Below are 18,924 nucleotides of genomic sequence, written 5' to 3' on the forward strand. Positions count from 1 at the left end.
CGACCCTGGCGTGCTTGTTGCGTGATGCAGTGCGTTGCGAATCGATCGCGGCGAGGGAGGCCGTGCGAAAGGGGGAATCATGAATCTGACTGAAGCTGTGAAGGAGTTCGCCGATCGTCTGTCGGACGAGTTGTCTCCGGCAATGGGAGGCGAGCCGGGAGGTTCGCTCGCGCGACTGATCGACTCGGTGGCTCGCGCCGGCGTCGACGACCGCGAACTCCTCGTGTTGATGGCGGAGTTGACCCGCCTGCTGAATCTGACGACGACGGCGTTGGCTGGAGTGTCGGAGGCTGCCGCGCGATCGGGGCTTCCGACTCGCAAGCGAGTGAGATCGGTCGTCGACCTGTTGAAAGGACTCGGTCACTCGCCGGCGGCGGCACATCGTCTCGCTCGGGTGGGTGGCGTCGCGGCGACGCTCCCGTCGTTGTCGCGGCAGGCGCGCGCAGGCGGGGTCTCAGTGGAACACGTCGATGCCGTCGGACGCGGGATCGCTTTCGTGGAGAAGCGGATCCCGCTCGACTCCGCGGCGCGTGAGGATCTGGCTCGGCGGCTGACGGTGCAGGAGACTCCGGCGGATGTGGCTCGCCGAGCGCGGGAACTCGCGCTCGAATGGGCTCCGGAACTCGATGAATCCGATCCGGACTCGGTGCCGGTCGCGGAGAACTCGGAGCTCAATGAGATGAGTCTGGCAGTCGGGGCCGACGGTCGGATCTCGGCGACGCTCGACGTGGATGTGCTCACCGGAGAGGAACTCAGCGCGGCGCTGGATCGGTTGTGCCGACCGGTGCCGCTGCCGGACGGCTCACCCGATCCGCGCGCGGTGGGACGGCGGCGTGCAGATGCGTTCGGGCAGATAGTCCGCTCCTTCCTCAGCGGACGCGATCGCCCGTCGAGCGGCGGCGTCCTTCCGCACGTCACTCTGGTCGTGCCGAGTCGCACGGAGGAACGTGTGAGTGGCAGGCGGTCGGAGGCGGAGCAGAGGGTCTCGTCGCTCGGCTACACCGGGCCGGTGTCGTCGGCGACGGTGGGTCTGGTTCTCTGCGATGCGGCGGTGCGGCGCATCGTGGTCGACGGAGAGTCGGTGCCGCTGGACGTCGGCCGTGAACAGCGGCTGGTCACGGCGGGCATCAGAAGGGCACTCGAAGTGCGAGATCGAGGGTGCGCATTCCCAGGGTGCGGCCGGCCCGTCGGATGGACCGATGCGCATCACTGCATTCCGTGGTCGCAGGGTGGAGAGACATCGCTCGACAACAGCGTTCTGCTGTGCCGGATGCACCACACGCTGATTCATCAATCGGGGTGGGAGGTGTTCATCGGCCACGATCGGTATCCCTGGTTCCGTGAGCCTGCGGACACCGACCAGCCGCACCGGCCGCGAAGGGAGTTGCGGTCGAACGCGCGCAGGACGCTCACGTCGGCGCCGGCAGCCGCGTGACTGCGGCGGCTACCGCGGGCAGAAGGTCGTGGCGATCTTCATGACGGTCTCCAGCGGTGCGCCGCGGAGGCCGAGATCCCACGACACACCCTTGACGATCTGCAAGCACTGCGCGTAGTTCGAGTTCACCGAGTTGTCGACCTTCACGACGACCTTGTTGGTCCCGCCGAGGAGGTTGGTGGTGATCTGCTCGCCGGTCTCGGCGGCGTCGGACTTCGCTTCTCCGGACTTCGCGTCTCCCGGCTCGTCCGACGGCTCGGTCGCCTTGGTTCCGACGCAGGTGCCGGAGACGGTGTAGTCGGTCTTGTTGAACATTCCTGCGAAGTTCGCGATGCCGGTGTGCTGGTTCAGTGCGTTGAGCTTCACGGTGCGGGTCAACGTCTTGGTGCCGGTCTTGGCGTCCCTCCGGGTGGCGGTGACGGTGCACTGGTCCGCGTCCTTGCGGTTGATCACCATCACGTTGATCTCGTTGGTCCCGGAGGTGATCGAGACGGCTCCGGATGCCGGCTGCTGGTACCCGCCGACGACGCCGGCTGCGGCGTCGCCCGGGGCGAATGCGACCCCGACGGTCGCGGCGAGAGCGGCGGTCGCGCCGACGGTGGCCAACTGGATGCTGCGCTTCACGTGAAACTCCTGAGGGTGAGCTGGACCATGCAACTACACCGGAGACGGCGGTCCGCGCGCAAATCGCCGAGCGTGGGGGCATGCGGTGTGAACGGAGCCGTCAAGATCCTCGGCGCCGCCGTATAGATCGCGTTAAGGCATCTGGCGCAGCGCATCTCGTGCGACGAGCGTGAGGTCCGAGCCCGCCGGACCGGCGGGCCGTCGGATTGAGGAGGCCGGGAGATGGCTGACGTCGTAATGGTCTGCATCGCCGTGCTCGCGATAGCCGCGTGCGCTGGACTGCTGTTCGCACTGGAGCGGGGGACCGGGCGATGACCGGGGCTGGCACGGTGTCGGTGGTGCTGTTGATCGCCGCAATCGGCGTCGTCGGATATCTGGTGGCAGCGCTGCTGTACCCGGACAAGTTCTAGAGAGTCGGGGCATTGACTGATCTTTCGGCCGGCATTCTGCAGCTGGCAGCTGTTCTCGTCGTGCTCGCGGTGGTGTATGTGCCGCTGGGCGACTACATGGCGCGGGTGTACGAGTCCGTGAAGGACTCTCCGCCGGAGCGTCTGCTCTACCGGGTGATCGGCGTCGATCCGCGGGCGAATCAGACCTGGCGCGGCTACGCGCTGTCGGTCCTCGGATTCTCCGGTGTCTCGATCCTGGTGCTGTACGCGTTGCAGCGTCTGCAGGGGCATCTCCCGTGGTCGGACGGAAAGCCCGGCATGTCTCCGGCGGTCGCCTTCAACACCGCGATCTCGTTCGTCGCCAACACCAACTGGCAGTCGTACGAGCCCGAGACCGTCATCAGCAACCTGTCGCAGATGCTCGGCCTGGCGGTTGCGAACTTCCTGTCTGCGGCGGTCGGCATGGCCGTGGCGATCGCGCTGATCCGGGGCATCGTCAGCCGCCGGGGCAACGGAGTGCTCGGCAACTTCTGGGTCGATCTCGTGCGGGGCACCGTCCGGATTCTGCTGCCGCTGGCGCTGATCGTGGCGACGATCCTGGTTTTCCAAGGGGCGGTCCAGTCGTGGCACACGGCAGCGGAATTCACCACTGTGGACGGGACCGCGGGACGGGTCCCATTGGGTCCCTTCGCGTCCCAAGAGGCGATCAAGCTTCTCGGCACCAACGGCGGTGGAACGTACGGGGCCAACTCGGCGCACCCCTTCTCCAACCCGACGCCACTGACCAACGTGGTCCAGGTGCTGGCGATCCTGATCATTCCGGTCTGTCTCACCCGCACTTACGGCACGCTGGTGCGTGATCGCCGACAGGGGCTCACGCTGCTGGGCGTGATGGCCGTCATCTGGGGCGCGATGCTGGCGCTGGTCTGGACCTTCGAGTCGCGGACCGACGGGATCGCGTCGCAGGCCGCGGGCGCCATGCTGGAGGGCAAGGAGTATCGGTTCGGGATTCCGGGCTCCGCTCTCTTCGCGGTGTCGACCACAGGCACGTCGACGGGTGCGGTGAACGCCGCTCACGACAGCTTCGCCGCAGCATCGGGCGGAGGGCTGCTCTGGAACATGCTGTTGGGCGAGGTCGCCCCCGGAGGCGTCGGCTCGGGCCTCTACGGACTCCTGGTGCTCGCGATCATCACGGTCTTCGTCGGCGGCCTGCTGGTGGGTCGGTCGCCGGAGTTCGCGGGCAAGCGGATCGGTCAGAAGGAGATCACCGTCGCCGCGCTCTACGTACTGGTGATGCCGGCGCTGGTGCTCGCGGGGTCCGCGGTGACTGTTCTTCTCGGATCCACACCGGAGGCTCTCGGCAACGACGGTGCCCGCGGCAGTGACAGTGCGATCCACGGGTTCAGCGAGATCATGTACGCATACGCGTCGGCGGCGAACAACAACGGCAGCGCGTTCGGCGGACTCGCCGCCACCAACGACTGGTTCCAGATCTCGTTGGGGCTGGCCATGCTGTTCGGCCGGCTGGTGCCGATCGTCCTGGTGCTCGCATTGGCCGGACTGCTGGCCAGGCAGAAGCCCAAACAGAACGAGACATCGGTCTCGCTGCTGCCCACCAGCGGAATCCTTTACGGCTCACTTCTTCTCGGCACCACGCTGCTGGTCGCCGGACTGACCTTCTTCCCGGCGATGGCGCTGGGACCGATCGCGGAGGCACTGTGATGACTGCGACGCAGAGCGACGAGAGTGCGAACGACACGAGCATGGCGGGGACCGGTGCATTCGACGTGAGGCAGCTCGTGTCGTCGCTGCCCCAGGCGCTGCGCAAGCTCAACCCGCGCGATCAGGCTCGCAACCCGGTGATGTTCGTGGTGTATCTCGGTGCGGCGATCACCACCGTGCTGGCCATCGTCTACCCATCGGTGTTCGCGTGGACGGTGGTGGTGTGGCTGTGGTTCACGGTGATCTTCGCGGGTCTGGCCGAGGCAGTCGCCGAGGGGCGCGGCCGAGCGCAGGCCGACAGCCTGCGGAAGGTGAAGCGCGACACCGTTGCCCGGGTTCTCGGCGACGACGGCGCCATCAGCCGGATCCCCGGGGCGGAGCTGAAGCCGGGAATGCGGATCGTGGTCGAGGCGGGCGAGACCATCGCCGGGGACGGCGACGTGGTGGAAGGCATCGCGACGGTCGACGAGTCGGCCATCACCGGGGAGTCCGCGCCGGTGGTGCGGGAGTCCGGCGGCGACCGGTCGGCGGTCACCGGGGGCACCGTCGTGCTGTCGGACCGCATCGTCGTGCAGATCACGGCCGAGCCGGGCAGCACCTTCGTCGACAGAATGATCGCGCTCGTCGAAGGTGCGTCGCGCAAGAAGACTCCCAACGAGATCGCGCTCGACATCCTGCTGACGGCGCTGACCATCATCTTCCTGCTCGCGGTGGTCGCGATCGGTCCGATGCAGAGCTATGCGGGACAAGCCGCCGACCCGGTGAAGCTGATCGCACTCCTGGTGTGCCTGATTCCGACGACGATCGGGGCGTTGCTCTCGTCCATCGGCATCGCAGGCATGGACCGGCTGGTGCAGCGCAATGTCTTGGCCATGTCGGGGCGCGCCGTGGAGGCGGCGGGCGACATCGACACCCTGCTGATGGACAAGACCGGCACCATCACCTACGGCAATCGCCGGGCCACAGAGTTCCATCCGGCAGACGGAGTGGAACTCGTGGAGCTGGCGGGCGTCGCGTACCGGTGCAGCCTGGCCGACGACACCCCGGAGGGCCGCAGCATCATCGACTTGGCGATCGAACGCTACGAGGTGACCCCGCTCGACGAGGTCTCGCTTGCCGCGGCGAGATCGGGCGCCGATCCGGGTATCACCGTGGTGCCGTTCACGGCTCAGACGCGGATGAGCGGCGTCGACGTGGACGAGAACGGGCGGCTCAGCGAATACCGCAAGGGTGCCGCAGACGCGGTGGAGAAGTGGGTCGGCGCGCTCCCCGCGCAGGTGCGCGCCGACGTCGACACCATCGCCACCCGCGGCGGAACGCCGCTGGTGGTCGGCATCCGGCAAGGGCTGCGGTCGCATGTGCTCGGTGTCATCGAACTGTCGGACGTGGTGAAGCCGGGGATGACCGAGCGCTTCTCGCAGTTGCGCGCCATGGGTATCCGCACCGTGATGGTGACCGGCGACAACCCGCTAACCGCCAAGGCCATCGCCGACCAGGCGGGCGTCGACGACTTCATCGCCCAGGCCACTCCCGAGGACAAGCTCGACCTGATCAGAAAGGAGCAGTCGGGAGGCCGACTGGTCGCGATGACGGGTGACGGCACCAACGACGCTCCCGCGCTGGCTCAGGCCGACGTGGGGCTGGCGATGAATACCGGAACCATGGCGGCCAAGGAGGCCGGCAACATGGTCGACCTCGACTCCGATCCCACCAAGCTGATCGAGGTGGTGGCGATCGGAAAACAACTGCTGATCACCCGCGGCGCCCTGACCACGTTCTCGCTGGCCAACGATCTCGCGAAGTACTTCGCGATCCTGCCCGCATTGTTCAGCACGGTGTACCCGCAGCTCGACGCACTCAACATCATGCGGTTGCATTCGGCGCAGTCGGCGATCGTCTCCGCGGTCGTCTTCAATGCGCTGATCATCGTCGCGCTGATTCCGTTGTCGCTGAAGGGCGTGCGCTATCGGGCGACGAGCGCGGCCAATCTGCTGCGCCGCAACCTGCTGCTCTACGGGCTCGGCGGCGTGGTGACGCCGTTCATCGGCATCTGGCTGATCGATCTGCTCGTCCGGCTGCTGCCGGGGATGGGATGAGGACATGAAGAACGTCTTGCTCGGCCTGATCCGGCAGAGCGGTGTGGCGCTGCTCGCTCTGGTCGCGTTGGCCGTCGTCGTGGGCGGCCTGTACCCCGTTGCGGTCTGGGGCATCTCGCGATTCCACACGACTGCTGCCGAAGGGTCGTTCCAGTCCGACGTGCACGGTTGCCGAGCCTCCGACCTGCTCGGCGTCGACCAGCGGCCCGCGCCCGGACAGCCCGACCCGTTCCTGCACAACCGGGTCGCCGGCGGCGTCGACGACCCGATGGCGCCGGGCGATCCGGCGGCGTCGGGGGCGAGCAACCTCGGCCCGAACAGCCCCGAACTGGTCAAGATCATCGACGCCCGCCGCGCGGCGATCGCCGAGCGCGAGGGCGTGAAGCCGTCACAGGTGCCCGCCGACGCCGTCACCGCCTCGGGCTCGGGACTCGACCCCGACATCAGCCTGGAGTACGCCGCTCTGCAGGTGCCGCGGATCGCCCGGGCGTCGGGTCTGGCGCCGGAGGAGGTCCGCGAGATCATCGCCGACCACACCCGGGGCCGCCAGCTGGGTTTCCTCGGGCGGGAGCGGGTCAACGTCCAACAGGTGAACCGCGACCTGCAGAGCGCGCGCGAGACGCGGGCCGGGACAGAGCCGCATGGCACCGCCTGCCGATAGCATCGGCGACATGCCATCAGCTGAGGAACCACGGGGCCAGCTCGAGGTATTCCTCGGCTGTGCCCCGGGCGTCGGCAAGACGTACGAGATGCTGGCGCGGGCCCGCACACTCGCCGACGAGGGCGTCGATGTGGTGGTCGGGGTGGTCGAAACCCACGGGCGAGCGGCGACGGCGGCACTGCTGGACGGGCTGGAAGTGATCGATCGTGTGCCCGTCGAATACCGCGGGACCGTGCTCCTCGAAATGGATCTCGACGCGGTGCTCGCGCGTGAGCCGGAACTGGTGCTGGTCGACGAACTCGCGCATTCCAATGCGCCGGGCATGCGCCACGAGAAGCGGTGGCAGGACATCGAGGAACTCCGGGACGCGGGAATAGACGTGCTGTCCACCGTCAACATCCAGCATTTCGAAAGCCTCAACGACGTCGTCGCCCGCATCACCGGCGTCACCCAGCGCGAGACGGTGCCCGACGCGGTGGTCCGCGGCGCCGACCAGATCGAGCTCGTCGACATCGAGCCGCGTGCGCTGCGGCAGCGACTCGCCCAGGGCAAGGTGTACGACGCCGGGCGGATCGACGGCGCCCTCGCCAACTTCTTCCGGCAGGGCAATCTGACGGCGCTTCGCGAGCTGGCTCTGCTGTGGCTCGCCGATCGCGTCGACGACAAGCTCGCCGCCTACCGTGCGGCCAACGCCATCACCGAGACCTGGGAGGCGCGCGAACGGGTGGTGGTGGCGGTCACCGGCGGACCGGAATCGGCCGGGCTGATCCGCCGGGCCGGGCGGATCGCGTCGCGGTCGAGCGCCGAGTTGCTGGTGGTGCACGTGGTGCGCGGCGACGGTCTGACGAATCGGGGAGCCGCCGACGTCGGCGGCCTGCGGCAGGTGGCGGCGGGCATCGGCGCGCGCCTGTATTCGGTGGTCGGTGACGACGTCCCGGAGACGCTCCTGGAGTTCGCGCGCGCGATGAACGCGACGCAGTTGGTCCTCGGCACGTCGAGGCGGTCGCGGTGGCGGCGGCTGTTCGACGAGGGCGTCGGCGCGGCCGTGGTGCGTGACAGCGGGCGCATCGACGTCCACATGGTGACGCACGAGAAGGCTGCGGTGCGGAATCGTCTCGACATCCGCGACACGCGATTCCACCGGCCCGGCAGCTGGATTCTCGCGGTGCTCGCGCCGCTCGCACTCACCGGGGTGCTCGCGCTGACGAACGAATACCTTGGCTTCACCAGTCAGAGCGCACTGTTCTTCGTGGTGATCCTCGCGGTCGCGCTGCTCGGCGGAGTGGTGCCCGCGGCGCTGTCGGCGGTGATGTCGGGCCTGCTGCTGAACTACTTCTTCGCCGCGCCCACCTTCACGTTCACCATCGCCGAACCGGACAACATCATCACCCTCGCGGTGATGCTCATCATCGCGGTCGCGATTGCGGCACTGGTGGATTCGGCGACGGTCCGACGCAGGCAGGCACAGCGCGCAGGTCGTGACGCCGAGCTGCTGGCGCTCTTCTCCAGCGCGGTCCTCGACGGGGCGGGGGTCTCCGGGCTGCTGCAGCGGGTCCGCGAGACGTACCAGCAGACCGCGGTCGCGGTCGCGCGGAAGGACGACCGCACCGAGACGGTCGCGCATTCGGTGGGGGAGAACCCGCCGCTGACCGCGGCTGAAGCCGACACCGTCTGTCCGGCCGCCGGCGGCGAGTACCAGCTGCTGCTGCGCGGACCCGAAGTGGGAGCCGCCGACCAGCGGGTACTCGCGGCCGTCGCCAGCCAGGTGGCCGCGGCGGTCGAGCGGGACCGGCTCGAGGCCGAGGCCGCGGAGGCCGACGAGTTGGCGCGCACCGATGAGCTGCGGCGCGCGCTGCTGGCCGCGGTGAGCCACGATCTGCGGACGCCGCTCGCGGCGGCGAAGGCGGCGGCGTCGAGTCTGCGCAGCCCGGAGGTGGTGTTCAGCGAGGAGGACACCGCCGAACTGCTCGCGACGATCGAGGAGTCCGTCGATCAGCTGGCCTCGCTGGTGGGCAACCTGCTCGACTCGTCGCGGCTGGCCGCGGGAGTGGTCCGTCCCCGGCGCACCCGCACCTACTTGCCGGAGGTGATCCACCGCGCGGGCGCCGCCGTGTCGCGTCGGGCGCCGGGGACTCCGGAGATCACGGTCGACATCGGATGCGACTGGGCGGTCACCGACGCCGGACTCCTGGAGCGGGCGCTGGCCAATCTGATCGACAACGCGCTGCGCCACGGCGGCGACGCGATCGAGATCCGCACCGAGTCGGTGCCGGCCGACGACTCCGACGAGCGCCGGTGCCGAATCCGGGTGATCGATCACGGTCCCGGTATCCCGGCGGAGGAGCGGTCGCGCGTCTTCACTCCGTTCCACCAGTACGGCGACCAGAACCGGCAGACGTCGGGTGTCGGGCTCGGATTGTCGGTGGCGAGCGGGTTCGTGTCGGCGGTCGGAGGAACGCTGGCGGTGGCGCAGACTCCCGGCGGCGGGACGACGATGGTCGTGGAACTACCCGCGGAGCACGACCGGGCCGACGACCCGGAGGGAGGCGCGTGATGGCCGAACACGGGCACGTCCTCGTGGTGGACGACGAGCCGCAGTTGCTTCGAGCCTTGCGAATCAACTTGCGCGCCAGGGGCTTCGACGTGACCACGGCGGCTACCGGCGCACAGGCGCTGGAGGCGGCGAGCAAGCGGACCCCCGACGTGGTGGTCCTCGACCTCGGGCTGCCCGACATGGATGGGTTCACCGTCCTCGCCGGCCTGCGCGGGTGGACGTCGGTGCCGGTGATCGTGCTGTCGGCGCGCACCGACGCCGCCGACAAGGTGCAGGCTCTGGACGCGGGTGCGGACGACTACGTGACCAAACCCTTCGGCATGGAGGAGTTCCTCGCCCGTCTGCGCGCGGCGATCAGGCGGGGCAGCGTCGCCGGAGCACCGGCCGAGAGCCCGGTGGTGCGTGCCGGCGCGCTGGAAGTCGATCTCATGGGCAAGCGGGTCCTGCGCGACGGTGAGCCCGTGCGGCTCACACCCACCGAATGGGGTGTGCTCGAACTGCTCGTGCGCAGCGAACCGAATCTGGTGAGCCAGCGGGAGATCCTCACCACCGTGTGGGGGCCCACATACGTGAACCAGACCAACTATCTCCGCGTCTACCTGGCTGCGCTGCGGCGCAAGCTGGAGGCCGATCCGTCGCATCCGCAGCACCTCATCACCGAAGCGGGAATGGGGTATCGCTTCGTCCGGTGACGGCCGGAGATCGGCAGTACCCTCGTGCCATGACCGCCACCGTCGCCCAAGTCGCCGCCGCCAAGTACGTCATGCTGACCACCTACAAGAAGGACGGCACCCCCGTGGCATCGCCGCTGTGGGCGGCGCCCGACGGTGACGACATGCTGCTGTGGACGGTCGGCGATTCGTGGAAGGTGAAGCGGCTGCGCCGCAACAACAATGTGCTGGTCCAGGCGTGCAACGCGAGCGGGCGCAGCACCAGCGGACCTCAGGTGGCCGGGCTCGGCGAGATCGTCGACCGGCAGCGAGCCGTCGACGCGATCATCCGCAAGTACGGGCTCATCGGCCGGCTGACCATCTGGGGATCGTCGTTGCGCCGGGGCGCTTCGGCGACGGTCGGGATCCGCGTCCGCGACGTGCTGTAGATCCCCGAAGGGCCTGTCGTGCCAGCGTGCCCCAGGCTGGTTGAGCGAGCTTTCTCCAGGCTGGTTGAGCGAGCTTTCCCCAGGCTGGTTGCGCGAGGTGTCCTGAGGCTTATTGAGCGAGGGTGCCCCAGGCTTGTTGTGCGAGCTTTCTCCAGGCTTGTTGAGCGAGCGAAGCGAGTCGAAACCCTCACCCGCCCCGCGCCAGCAACGACAGCGTGACCCGCACATACGCCTGTGCGGCCGTGACGAGTTCGGACAACGACACCGATTCGTCGGGCTGATGCGCCTGCCCGTTGATGTCGCCGGGCCCCATCACGACGGTGGGGATGCCGAGGGCGGTGCTGATCCAGCCGCCGTCGCACGCGGCGGTCCAGCCGCCGACACGGGTGGGCGCCCCGGAGTCGGCGACGGCCTGCGCGGTGGCATCGACGATCGGATCGTCGGCCGGGGTGGCGAAGCCGGGCAGATACATCGTCGGAGTCACCGAGACGGCGACACCGTCGGACTCGATGCCCGCGGCGCGGATCTCCTCCGACAGGCGCCTGCCGATCTCATCGACGTCTTCGCCGGGCATCAGCCGACGGTCGACGCCCATCGCGCAGTTCGGGGCCACCACTGAGATGCCCTGTCCGCCGTCGATGGTCCCGACGTTCCACGTTCCGTAGCCGAGCAGCGGATCCGGGTCCGCGGCCATGCGGCGCTGGTCGGCGTCGATCAGCTCGATCACCCTCGCCGCGGCGAGGATCGCGCTGGCGCCGTCGCTGGGGCGGCCGGAGTGTGCGGCGCGGCCGGTCACGGCCACATCGAAGTACGACGCGCCACGGCAACCGCGAACCACCTCGAGCCGGGTGGGCTCGGCGACGATGCATCCGCGGTACTCGCCGGAAGGCGGATCGGCGACCAGATGCCTCACCCCGACCCCGTGTTCCTCCTCGTCGACGGTCACCACCAGGCGGACCGGTCCGGAGACCTCGACGCCGCCGTCGACGGCACGCGCGACGACCTTCATCGCCGCCACCACGGCGGCGATGCCGCCCTTCATGTCGGTGGCGCCGCGTCCGACGATCAGATCGCCGTCACGACGTGGCACGAACGGATCGCCCGTCCAGCCGGGCCCGGGCGGAACGACGTCGGAGTGCCCCAGGAACATCAGACCCGGGCCGGCGGCGTCGCCGTTGACCGTCGCGATCAGATTCGGCCGGCCGGGCGCGGCCTCGGAGACCTCGACGTCGAACCCCGCTTCGCGGCACGCATCGGCCAGAACCGCGACGGTCGACTCCTCGCTGCCACCTGGGTTGACGCTCGCCTCGGCGATCAGCGCACACGTCAGCGCCTCGACCTCGGCGGCGTCGACAGCGGCTGCCAGAGCGTCGACGACGTCTCGACTGACAGTCCTCATCGTCGGCCTTTCTCCTTCAGCTTCGAGTCGTCGGGCGCACAGGGAGCCCTCGATAGTAGGCTATGCCCGATGGCCATTGTGTATTTCGTGATTGCGGTGCTCGCGCTGTTGGGTGCGGGCGCCCTGTTGTGGCTGGACCGGAACCGGTCGCAACAGGTTCACCACCAGCGTGCTGTGTGGGGCGAGACGCATTCCTTCAAGTTCCGCGAGACCGACAGCAAGCTTCGCACCGTGTTCCATCGTGCCGCGATGGACGTGCCGGAGCACGTCCGGGTGCGCGATGTCGCCTACGGCGTCTACGAGGGTGCCGAAGCCGTGGTCTTCGACCTCGAAGACACGTCGACCATCGTCGCGGTGCGTCGTCCGGCCGCGTCGGCGGTGACCGTGGACCTGCGCTACGAGGATGTGCTCGCGCCCGCGGAAGACGATGTGGATCTGCTCGGCGCGATGGGATCGCGCGTCATGTTCGCGAGCAATCTCGACGCCGCACGCCGGATCTGCGACCGCCGCATGGTGACACTCGCCACCGACACCCCGGCCTACGTCGAGATCCTGTGGAACGAGGGCAACTGGGCGCTCGGCGCGATGCCGGTGACGGTGGAGGACGAGCGTCTCGACGTCGCACTCGACGCCGTTCGCCGCTTCGCGGATCTGCTGCGCGTGCTGCCGCCCGCCGTGGTGCCGCAGGACGCGCCCGACCCGCGCGATCCGCACGGTCCCACCAACGAGGAACTGGCCGACGAGAAGACCGAGTCTCTGCGCGACAAGGAGCGTCGTCGCCGGATGGAGGCATCGGCATCACAGCCGGCCCCGCGGCCGGAGCCGCGCCCGTCTCGGCTGGACGCGACACCGCGCCCGCCCGACTCCGCGGGCACCTCGCGGATCGAGCCGATCCGGCGGCCTGCGCCGCGACCGGTCGCCGATCCCCGCACGTCCCGGGAGCGTTTCGCTCCGCCGGACCTTCCGCCGCTGAACGACCCGCGCGAACGCTGATCCGCCAGCCCGGACCCCTGACCTCTCGAAGCCCTCTTAGGAGCTGGTGACCCATGTCGGCATCCGATGCCACCCCCGCCGTCGACGGCGCCGCACGCGCCCGCCTCGCCGAACTGGTGACCGAACTGGCCGTCGTGCACGGCAAGGTCACGCTGTCGTCGGGCAAGGAAGCCGACTACTACGTCGACCTGCGTCGCGCGACGCTGCACTCGGAGGCCTCACGGCTGATCGGTCAGCTGATGCGAGAGCTGACCGCGGACTGGGACTACGCCTCCGTCGGCGGACTCACGCTCGGCGCGGACCCGGTCGCGACGTCGATCATGCACGCCGACGGTCGGGCCGTCGACGCGTTCGTGGTGCGCAAAGCCGCCAAGACGCACGGCATGCAGCGCCGGATCGAGGGCCCGGACATCGCGGGGCGTCGCGTGCTGGTGGTCGAAGACACGTCGACCACCGGTGCGTCGCCGTCGCAGGCGGTCGAGGCCGCGCGCGAGGCCGGTGCCGAGGTGGTCGGGGTCGCGACCGTGGTGGATCGTGCGACCGGCGCAGATGATGTCATCACCGCGCTCGGTGTGCCGTACCGGTCGCTCCTCGGGCTGGCCGACCTCGGCCTTGCCTGACCGGCCCGACGACGCCGTCGGGCCCACCGAGTGGGTCACCGGTGTCGGTCCAGCCGTCGGTGTCGGCCCGTGGCTCGAGGAATGCGAGGGACCGCTGCCCGGTGACCCCCGCTACGACCGCACGCTCCTCGCGGAGGGGGATCGGCGCAACGTCGTCGACGCCTACCGCTATTGGACCCGCGAGGCGATCGTCGCGGACCTCGACACGCGTCGCCACGAGTTCCACATCGCCATCGAGAACTGGGGACACGACGCCAACATCGGCACGGTGGTGCGGACCGCGAACGCCTTCCTCGCGGCCGAGGTGCATATCGTCGGACGCCGCCGCTGGAATCGGCGCGGCGCCATGGTCACCGACCGCTACCAGCATCTCCGGCACCACTCCACCGTCGCCGACCTCATGGAGTGGGCTCGCGCGGAGCATTTGACGGTGGTCGCTGTCGACAACACACCCGGCGCGGCGGCGCTGGAACGCACCGAACTCCCGCGGCGGTGCGTGCTGGTGTTCGGCCAGGAGGGACCCGGCGTCAGCGACGAGACGCAGGACAGCGCCGATCTCACGGTCTCCATCGCGCAGTTCGGGTCCACCCGCAGCATCAACGCGGGCGTCGCCGCGGGCATCGTCATGCACTCGTGGATCGCCCAGCACGCCGACCTCGATCAGGCGTGGTGATCGGCTTCCGGTTCGCCGTTCATCCGCGCTTCAGCCGGGGTGATTCAGCGCGTCGATCACCTGCTGGATGCAGTCTGACGGGCGGTCGTTGATCATGTGCCAGTTGAACTGCAGTTCGCGCCACCCGAGTGACTGAAGGTGGTTCGCCTTGGCGAGGTCGTTTCCGTGGCGGCGTGGATCGCGGTGAAAACTCCAGCCGGAGATCTCGACGGCCAGCCGGTGGTCGGGCCAGGCGAAGTCGAGTCGCCACCTGCCGGTCGGGAACTGCTGCACCCACCCGTCGAGTCGCCACTGCCTGAGTAAACGTGCGAAGAGTCGCTCGGCCTCGGACTCGCTGTCGGACCCCGCGATGCGGACGAGCCCGCGGGCTTCGCGGATCCCGACCAGACCGGCGTGGTCGGTGAGCGCGCGCTCCAGGTCGGCGAGCCGGACCTGCCGGGTCTGCAGCATGCGGTCGAGGAATGCGGTGCCCTCGGCGAGTTCGACAGCGGTCATCAGTGCGGTCAGCGGCTTGTGTGTCAGCGACAGCCCGCGGACCCGGGTGAGCGATTCGGGACGGTACACGCGGCGCACGGCACGGACGCCGACCGGCCACTCGAGGGAAGGCGCCTGCGACCGGCACGAGAGGGTGAGATGCGTCGGCAACTGATCCACCATGCCGTGCCACCACGCGGCGGTGGTCCGGTCGGCGACGCCGCGGTGCGCGAGAACCGCTGCGCGGACCATCGCGGCCTCAGTGAAGTCGTTCGCCGCCGATCGGTAGACGCCCCGCGCCAGGGCGGACCACTCGCCGCGCTCGATCCTGCCCTGGATCTGCCTGCGGGTCAGCCCCAGCTCGATCGCCTGCGTTGCAGTGATGACGCCGTCGTGCGCCGCCAAGTAGGCCGCGACGTCCCCTGTATCCCCCACATCTGATTAGACGCGGCGGAGTGCCGTTCGGTTCCACTGCGAATCCTGTCGAGTTGGTACCCGCCACGGGTACCAACTCGACAGGATTCACGGCTCGGCCGAGATCAGTCGAGTTCGACCGGGCTCTCGCTCTTCTGGATCCGGCGACGGCGCAGCCACTCGAAGACCATCGGCAGCACCGAGATCAGCACGATCACGATGAAGATGGGCTCGATGAGCTTCTGGATGATCTCGAACTGGCCCAGCCAGTAGCCGAGGAGGACGATGCCCGCGCCCCAGACGATCGCGCCCACCACGTTGTAGATCGTGAAGACGGCGAACTTCATCCGCGCGGCGCCGGCGACGATCGGGGCCAACGTGCGCACGATGGGTACGAAACGCGCCAGGAAGATGGTGATGGGTCCGTGCTTCTCGAAGAACTCGTGCGCCTCGTCGAGGTAGCGCTGCTTGAGGAAGCGCGCATCCGGCTTGAACATCGACGTCCCCGCGTAGCGGCCGATCCAGTAACCCACCTGGCCACCCAGGATGCCCGCGATCGGGACGCCGATCAGCAGAGGCCACAGGGTGAGGCCCGAGTCGGCGACCTTGGCTGCGTTCTCGCCCGCCTCGCCTGCGGCGATCAGACCAGCGACGAACAGCAGCGAGTCGCCCGGCAGCACCGGGAACAGGACGCCCGACTCGATGAAGATGACGAGGAGCAGACCCCAGAATGCGGCCGCTCCGAAGTACCCGATCAGATTGAACGGATCCATGAAGCCGGGCATCAGTGCCACGTTCGTCGTGGTCTCGGCAAGCAGAGTGTCGATCACAGGCCCCGATCCTACCGGCAGTCGCTTCGAGAACCCTTAACGATGTCCTTGGCAGGGGACCGGCCCGGCCCGGCGAGGCAACCGTCATACTGGATCGGACAGCTAACAATCGAGTGGAAAACATCCACTGGCTCTCTTAGGACGTGAGAATGCCTATCGCAACCCCCGAGAAGTACGCCGAGATGCTGGCCAAGGCCAAGGCGGACGGTTACGCGTTCCCTGCCATCAACTGCACCTCGTCGGAGACCGTCAACGCGGCCATCAAGGGATTCGCCGATGCCGGCAGCGACGGCATCATCCAGTTCTCGACCGGCGGTGCTGAGTTCGGTTCGGGTCTGGGTGTCAAGGACATGGTCACCGGTGCCGTCGCCCTCGCCGAGTTCGCCCACGTCGTCGCCGAGAAGTACGACGTCACCATCGCGCTGCACACCGACCACTGCCCCAAGGACAAGCTCGACGGCTTCGTCCGACCGCTGATCGAGATCTCCCGCGAGCGTGTCGCGAAGGGGCAGAACCCGCTGTTCCAGTCGCATATGTGGGACGGCTCGGCCATCCCGATCGACGAGAACCTCGAGATCGCGAAGGAACTGCTCGCCAAGACCAAGGAGGCGAACATCATCCTCGAGGTGGAGATCGGCGTCGTCGGCGGCGAAGAGGACGGCGTCGAGAACGCCATCAACGACAAGCTCTACACCTCGGTCGAGGACTTCGAGAAGACCGTCGACGCGCTCGGTACCGGCGAGAACGGTAAGTACCTGCTCGCCGCCACGTTCGGCAACGTCCACGGCGTCTACAAGCCGGGCAATGTGAAGCTGCGCCCCGAGGTCCTCAAGGAGGGCCAGGACGCCGCGGTCGCCAAGCTCGGTCTCGACGCGTCGGCCAAGCCCTTCGACTTCGTCTTCCACGGCGGCTCCGGCTCGCTCAAGAGCGAGATCGAGGAGGCCGTCAGCTACGGCGTCATCAAGATGAACGTCGACACCGACACCCAGTACGCGTTCACCCGCCCGGTGGCCGGTCACATGATGACCAACTACGACGGTGTGCTCAAGGTGGACGGTGAGGTCGGCAACAAGAAGGTCTACGACCCGCGCAGCTACCTGAAGAAGGCGGAGGCCTCGATGGCCGAGCGCGTGGTCGAGGCGTGCAACGACCTCGGGTCGTCCGGCAAGTCGATCGGCCGCTGACCGGCCGGGCCGCACGCGCCCGATACGAGATGAGACGGTCCCCCGGAGCGATGCTCCGGGGGACCGTCTCGTGAAGTGCGGGACCGCGGGAGTTACGGCTTCAGGCAGACCTTCCATTCACCGTCGATCTGGTGAAGCGTGATCTGCGCGGGCGCGGTCTTCGAAGGATCGTTGCTCGGGTACATGTCGACGCCGACGCGTGCGGTGTCACCGTTGATCTGGACGGCCTTGACGTCGTCGAAGGTCATCAGCTCATTGCGGTTCTTCTGGGCTTCGAAGGCCTTCTGGAAGTCGGCGTCGGAGACCTTGGAGTAGTACGCGTAATCCGCGCCGCAGGTCACCTCGCGCAGCTTGCCGAGGTCACCCGAGGTCATCGCGCTCCGGTAGTCCTTGGCGGCGTCGGCCACCTTGTGCTCCGGTGAGCTGCCGACCAGCGCATACCAGAGGCCGACCGCGATCGCCGCGATGACGATGACCGCGGCGACGAGGAGGCCGATCAGCTTGCCACGGCTGCGCTTGCGCTGCGTTTCGGCCGGCGCGACCACCTGCGGCGCGGGCTTGGCCTGTGCGGGCCGACCCGCAGGTGCGGCGGCGGCACCGGCTGCTGCGGCTCCGGCTGCGACAGCCGCGGGCACCGCCATCTCGGTGGTCGGCGCCTCCGATGCCGGCACCTCGACGGGCTGATCGGCCGGGGCGGCGACCTCGACGGTCGGGGCCGAGGCTGCATCCGTGTCGGAGGGCGCCTCGTCATCGGTGGCCGTCGGCGTCGCGGACTGATCGTCGGCGGGCAGGTCGATGGACTGCTCCACCAGATCGGCCTTCACCAGATCGACCTTCGCGTCGGTGCCGGCGTCCACCGCGTCACCGGTGGCCGCGTCGCCGGCCGAGAGCGCGTCTCCGACAACGGTCTCTTCGACGAGTGCGCCCTCCGCCTGCGGCGTCGCTCCCTGCGGGGCGGCCTGAGCCGGAATCTTGAAGGCCTTGGTGGGCGTCTCGGAATTGCCGCCGCCCTGAGGAGCCGGGGCGTCCTCGAGCTTCTTGACCGGGGTCGGCTCTGCAGTCATCTGTGCGTCTGTTTCCTTCGTGTCTGTTTCCTTCGTATCCGCTTTGCCCTGCTCGCGCTGGGCACGGAAAGCACCGACCACCTTGTCGATGGCAGCCGAAGTGTCTTTGTCCGAATCAGACATCTGCTCAATTTCCAATGTTCGTCGGGGACAGTACTGCTAGACGCGCAGCGTCAGGATATCGGACCTGTCGGTCTCGAGCTTCTCCGGAGCGTCCCACTCAGGTGATTGAATGATTACGTGACGTCATTTGGAGATCTCCTCGGACCCCCGCCCACCCTGCTGCCGGGAGACGACGAAGCGGAGTCGGCTCTGCTGAACGGAACCGATCCCGCGGCCGTCGCCGCCGCGCACCCGTCGGCCTCGATCGCCTGGGCCCATCTGGCCGAGGCGGCGCTCGACGGCGCGTTGGACGGCCCCGAACCGGACATCGCACGGGTCGTGGCCGCATACGCCTACGCTCGCACCGGTTACCACCGCGGCCTCGATCAGCTGCGGCGCAACGGCTGGAAGGGTTTCGGTCCCGTCCCGTGGAGCCATGAGGAGAACCGTGGCTTCCTGCGCTGTGTGGGGGCGCTGGCACGTGCCGCGCAAGCCGTCGGCGAGGAGGACGAGTACCTGCGGTGCCTCGACCTGTTGAACGACAGCGATCCCCGCGCGATCGCCGAACTGGGGCTGGACTGACACCGACGG

At 68.5% G+C, this 18,924-nt stretch carries 18 protein-coding genes; 13 read left to right on the plus strand and 5 right to left on the minus strand.

Annotated elements, in window-relative coordinates:
- Positions 1–79: 79 nt before the first annotated feature.
- Complete coding sequence (locus GSI01S_RS08480) at positions 80–1,435, plus strand: HNH endonuclease signature motif containing protein (protein WP_006896119.1); 1,356 nt, start codon at positions 80–82, stop codon at positions 1,433–1,435.
- Between the two features lie 9 nt (positions 1,436–1,444).
- On the opposite strand, the gene GSI01S_RS08485 is transcribed toward GSI01S_RS08480, so the two are convergent.
- Positions 1,445–2,059 (minus strand): hypothetical protein, encoded by a 615-nt coding sequence (locus GSI01S_RS08485; RefSeq protein WP_006896120.1) that lies wholly within the window; start codon positions 2,057–2,059, stop codon positions 1,445–1,447.
- Positions 2,060–2,370: 311 nt separating this feature from the next.
- Here GSI01S_RS08485 and GSI01S_RS19800 point away from each other — a divergent pair, with 311 nt between their 5' ends.
- From GSI01S_RS19800 to GSI01S_RS08515, 7 genes are read left to right on the plus strand one after another with little or no spacing between them, the layout of a single operon-like run.
- A complete protein-coding gene (locus GSI01S_RS19800) occupies positions 2,371–2,469 on the plus strand; it encodes a potassium-transporting ATPase subunit F (RefSeq protein ID WP_081598092.1) in 99 nt (32 codons plus the stop codon).
- Positions 2,470–2,481: 12 nt separating this feature from the next.
- Positions 2,482–4,170: a potassium-transporting ATPase subunit KdpA gene (gene kdpA / locus GSI01S_RS08490; RefSeq protein WP_006896121.1), complete on the plus strand. Its 1,689-nt coding sequence runs from the start codon at positions 2,482–2,484 to the stop codon at positions 4,168–4,170.
- The gene (kdpB, locus tag GSI01S_RS08495; RefSeq protein WP_006896122.1) at positions 4,170–6,266 is read left to right on the plus strand and encodes a potassium-transporting ATPase subunit KdpB; all 2,097 of its coding nucleotides are present in this window, start codon (positions 4,170–4,172) and stop codon (positions 6,264–6,266) included. Before kdpA ends, kdpB begins: the two co-directional genes overlap by 1 nt.
- A 4-nt stretch (positions 6,267–6,270) precedes the next feature.
- Positions 6,271–6,927, plus strand: a complete 657-nt coding sequence (locus GSI01S_RS08500; protein ID WP_006896124.1) for a potassium-transporting ATPase subunit C — start codon at positions 6,271–6,273, stop codon at positions 6,925–6,927.
- A 10-nt stretch (positions 6,928–6,937) separates the two neighbouring features.
- The gene (locus tag GSI01S_RS08505) at positions 6,938–9,481 is read left to right on the plus strand and encodes an ATP-binding protein (protein WP_006896125.1); all 2,544 of its coding nucleotides are present in this window, start codon (positions 6,938–6,940) and stop codon (positions 9,479–9,481) included.
- Entirely contained in the window at positions 9,481–10,173 is a 693-nt protein-coding gene (locus tag GSI01S_RS08510) for a response regulator (protein WP_006896126.1), read from the plus strand. Before GSI01S_RS08505 ends, GSI01S_RS08510 begins: the two co-directional genes overlap by 1 nt.
- Before the next feature lie 29 nt (positions 10,174–10,202).
- Positions 10,203–10,580: a PPOX class F420-dependent oxidoreductase gene (locus tag GSI01S_RS08515; protein WP_006896127.1), complete on the plus strand. Its 378-nt coding sequence runs from the start codon at positions 10,203–10,205 to the stop codon at positions 10,578–10,580.
- Positions 10,581–10,767: 187 nt separating this feature from the next.
- On the opposite strand, the gene GSI01S_RS08520 is transcribed toward GSI01S_RS08515, so the two are convergent.
- Positions 10,768–11,979, minus strand: coding sequence for a M20 family metallopeptidase (locus GSI01S_RS08520; RefSeq protein ID WP_006896128.1), 1,212 nt, complete (start codon positions 11,977–11,979; stop codon positions 10,768–10,770).
- Between the two features lie 69 nt (positions 11,980–12,048).
- On the opposite strand from GSI01S_RS08520, the gene GSI01S_RS08525 reads away from it, so the two are divergent.
- Genes GSI01S_RS08525 through GSI01S_RS08535 form a run of 3 tightly spaced genes read left to right on the plus strand, consistent with a single transcriptional unit; the run spans position 12,049 to position 14,265 of the window.
- Positions 12,049–12,972 (plus strand): TtfA family protein, encoded by a 924-nt coding sequence (locus GSI01S_RS08525; protein WP_006896129.1) that lies wholly within the window; start codon positions 12,049–12,051, stop codon positions 12,970–12,972.
- A gap of 53 nt (positions 12,973–13,025) precedes the next feature.
- The gene (gene pyrE / locus GSI01S_RS08530) at positions 13,026–13,592 is read left to right on the plus strand and encodes an orotate phosphoribosyltransferase (RefSeq protein WP_006896132.1); all 567 of its coding nucleotides are present in this window, start codon (positions 13,026–13,028) and stop codon (positions 13,590–13,592) included.
- Entirely contained in the window at positions 13,585–14,265 is a 681-nt protein-coding gene (locus GSI01S_RS08535; RefSeq protein ID WP_006896133.1) for a TrmH family RNA methyltransferase, read from the plus strand. Before pyrE ends, GSI01S_RS08535 begins: the two co-directional genes overlap by 8 nt.
- A gap of 30 nt (positions 14,266–14,295) precedes the next feature.
- Here GSI01S_RS08535 and GSI01S_RS08540 read toward each other — a convergent pair whose 3' ends face one another.
- Both GSI01S_RS08540 and GSI01S_RS08545 read right to left on the minus strand, forming a co-directional pair.
- Positions 14,296–15,174, minus strand: coding sequence for a type IV toxin-antitoxin system AbiEi family antitoxin domain-containing protein (locus GSI01S_RS08540; protein WP_039867298.1), 879 nt, complete (start codon positions 15,172–15,174; stop codon positions 14,296–14,298).
- Positions 15,175–15,278: 104 nt separating this feature from the next.
- Entirely contained in the window at positions 15,279–15,983 is a 705-nt protein-coding gene (locus tag GSI01S_RS08545; protein WP_006896135.1) for a DedA family protein, read from the minus strand.
- Positions 15,984–16,132: 149 nt separating this feature from the next.
- Here GSI01S_RS08545 and fbaA point away from each other — a divergent pair, with 149 nt between their 5' ends.
- A complete protein-coding gene (gene fbaA / locus GSI01S_RS08550; protein ID WP_006896136.1) occupies positions 16,133–17,167 on the plus strand; it encodes a class II fructose-bisphosphate aldolase in 1,035 nt (344 codons plus the stop codon).
- Positions 17,168–17,259: 92 nt separating this feature from the next.
- Here the strand turns inward: fbaA and GSI01S_RS08555 are convergent, their stop codons facing one another.
- Entirely contained in the window at positions 17,260–18,231 is a 972-nt protein-coding gene (locus GSI01S_RS08555; RefSeq protein ID WP_233500157.1) for an Rv0361 family membrane protein, read from the minus strand.
- Positions 18,232–18,471: 240 nt separating this feature from the next.
- On the opposite strand from GSI01S_RS08555, the gene GSI01S_RS08560 reads away from it, so the two are divergent.
- Positions 18,472–18,915: a DUF3151 domain-containing protein gene (locus GSI01S_RS08560; RefSeq protein ID WP_006896138.1), complete on the plus strand. Its 444-nt coding sequence runs from the start codon at positions 18,472–18,474 to the stop codon at positions 18,913–18,915.
- Positions 18,916–18,924 lie beyond the last annotated feature (9 nt).

This window comes from Gordonia sihwensis NBRC 108236, from assembly GCF_000333035.1.
Taxonomy (GTDB): domain Bacteria; phylum Actinomycetota; class Actinomycetes; order Mycobacteriales; family Mycobacteriaceae; genus Gordonia; species Gordonia sihwensis.

Coding starts and splice junctions, on each gene's coding strand:
- GSI01S_RS08480 (WP_006896119.1), top strand. CDS start 80: ATGAATCTGACTGAAGCTGTGAAGGAGTTCGCCGATCGTCTGTCGGAC.
- GSI01S_RS19800 (WP_081598092.1), top strand. CDS start 2,371: ATGACCGGGGCTGGCACGGTGTCGGTGGTGCTGTTGATCGCCGCAATC.
- kdpB (WP_006896122.1), top strand. CDS start 4,170: ATGACTGCGACGCAGAGCGACGAGAGTGCGAACGACACGAGCATGGCG.
- GSI01S_RS08500 (WP_006896124.1), top strand. CDS start 6,271: ATGAAGAACGTCTTGCTCGGCCTGATCCGGCAGAGCGGTGTGGCGCTG.
- GSI01S_RS08505 (WP_006896125.1), top strand. CDS start 6,938: ATGCCATCAGCTGAGGAACCACGGGGCCAGCTCGAGGTATTCCTCGGC.
- GSI01S_RS08510 (WP_006896126.1), top strand. CDS start 9,481: ATGGCCGAACACGGGCACGTCCTCGTGGTGGACGACGAGCCGCAGTTG.
- GSI01S_RS08515 (WP_006896127.1), top strand. CDS start 10,203: ATGACCGCCACCGTCGCCCAAGTCGCCGCCGCCAAGTACGTCATGCTG.
- GSI01S_RS08520 (WP_006896128.1), bottom strand. CDS start 11,979: ATGAGGACTGTCAGTCGAGACGTCGTCGACGCTCTGGCAGCCGCTGTC.
- GSI01S_RS08525 (WP_006896129.1), top strand. CDS start 12,049: ATGGCCATTGTGTATTTCGTGATTGCGGTGCTCGCGCTGTTGGGTGCG.
- pyrE (WP_006896132.1), top strand. CDS start 13,026: ATGTCGGCATCCGATGCCACCCCCGCCGTCGACGGCGCCGCACGCGCC.
- fbaA (WP_006896136.1), top strand. CDS start 16,133: ATGCCTATCGCAACCCCCGAGAAGTACGCCGAGATGCTGGCCAAGGCC.
- GSI01S_RS08555 (WP_233500157.1), bottom strand. CDS start 18,231: ATGACTGCAGAGCCGACCCCGGTCAAGAAGCTCGAGGACGCCCCGGCT.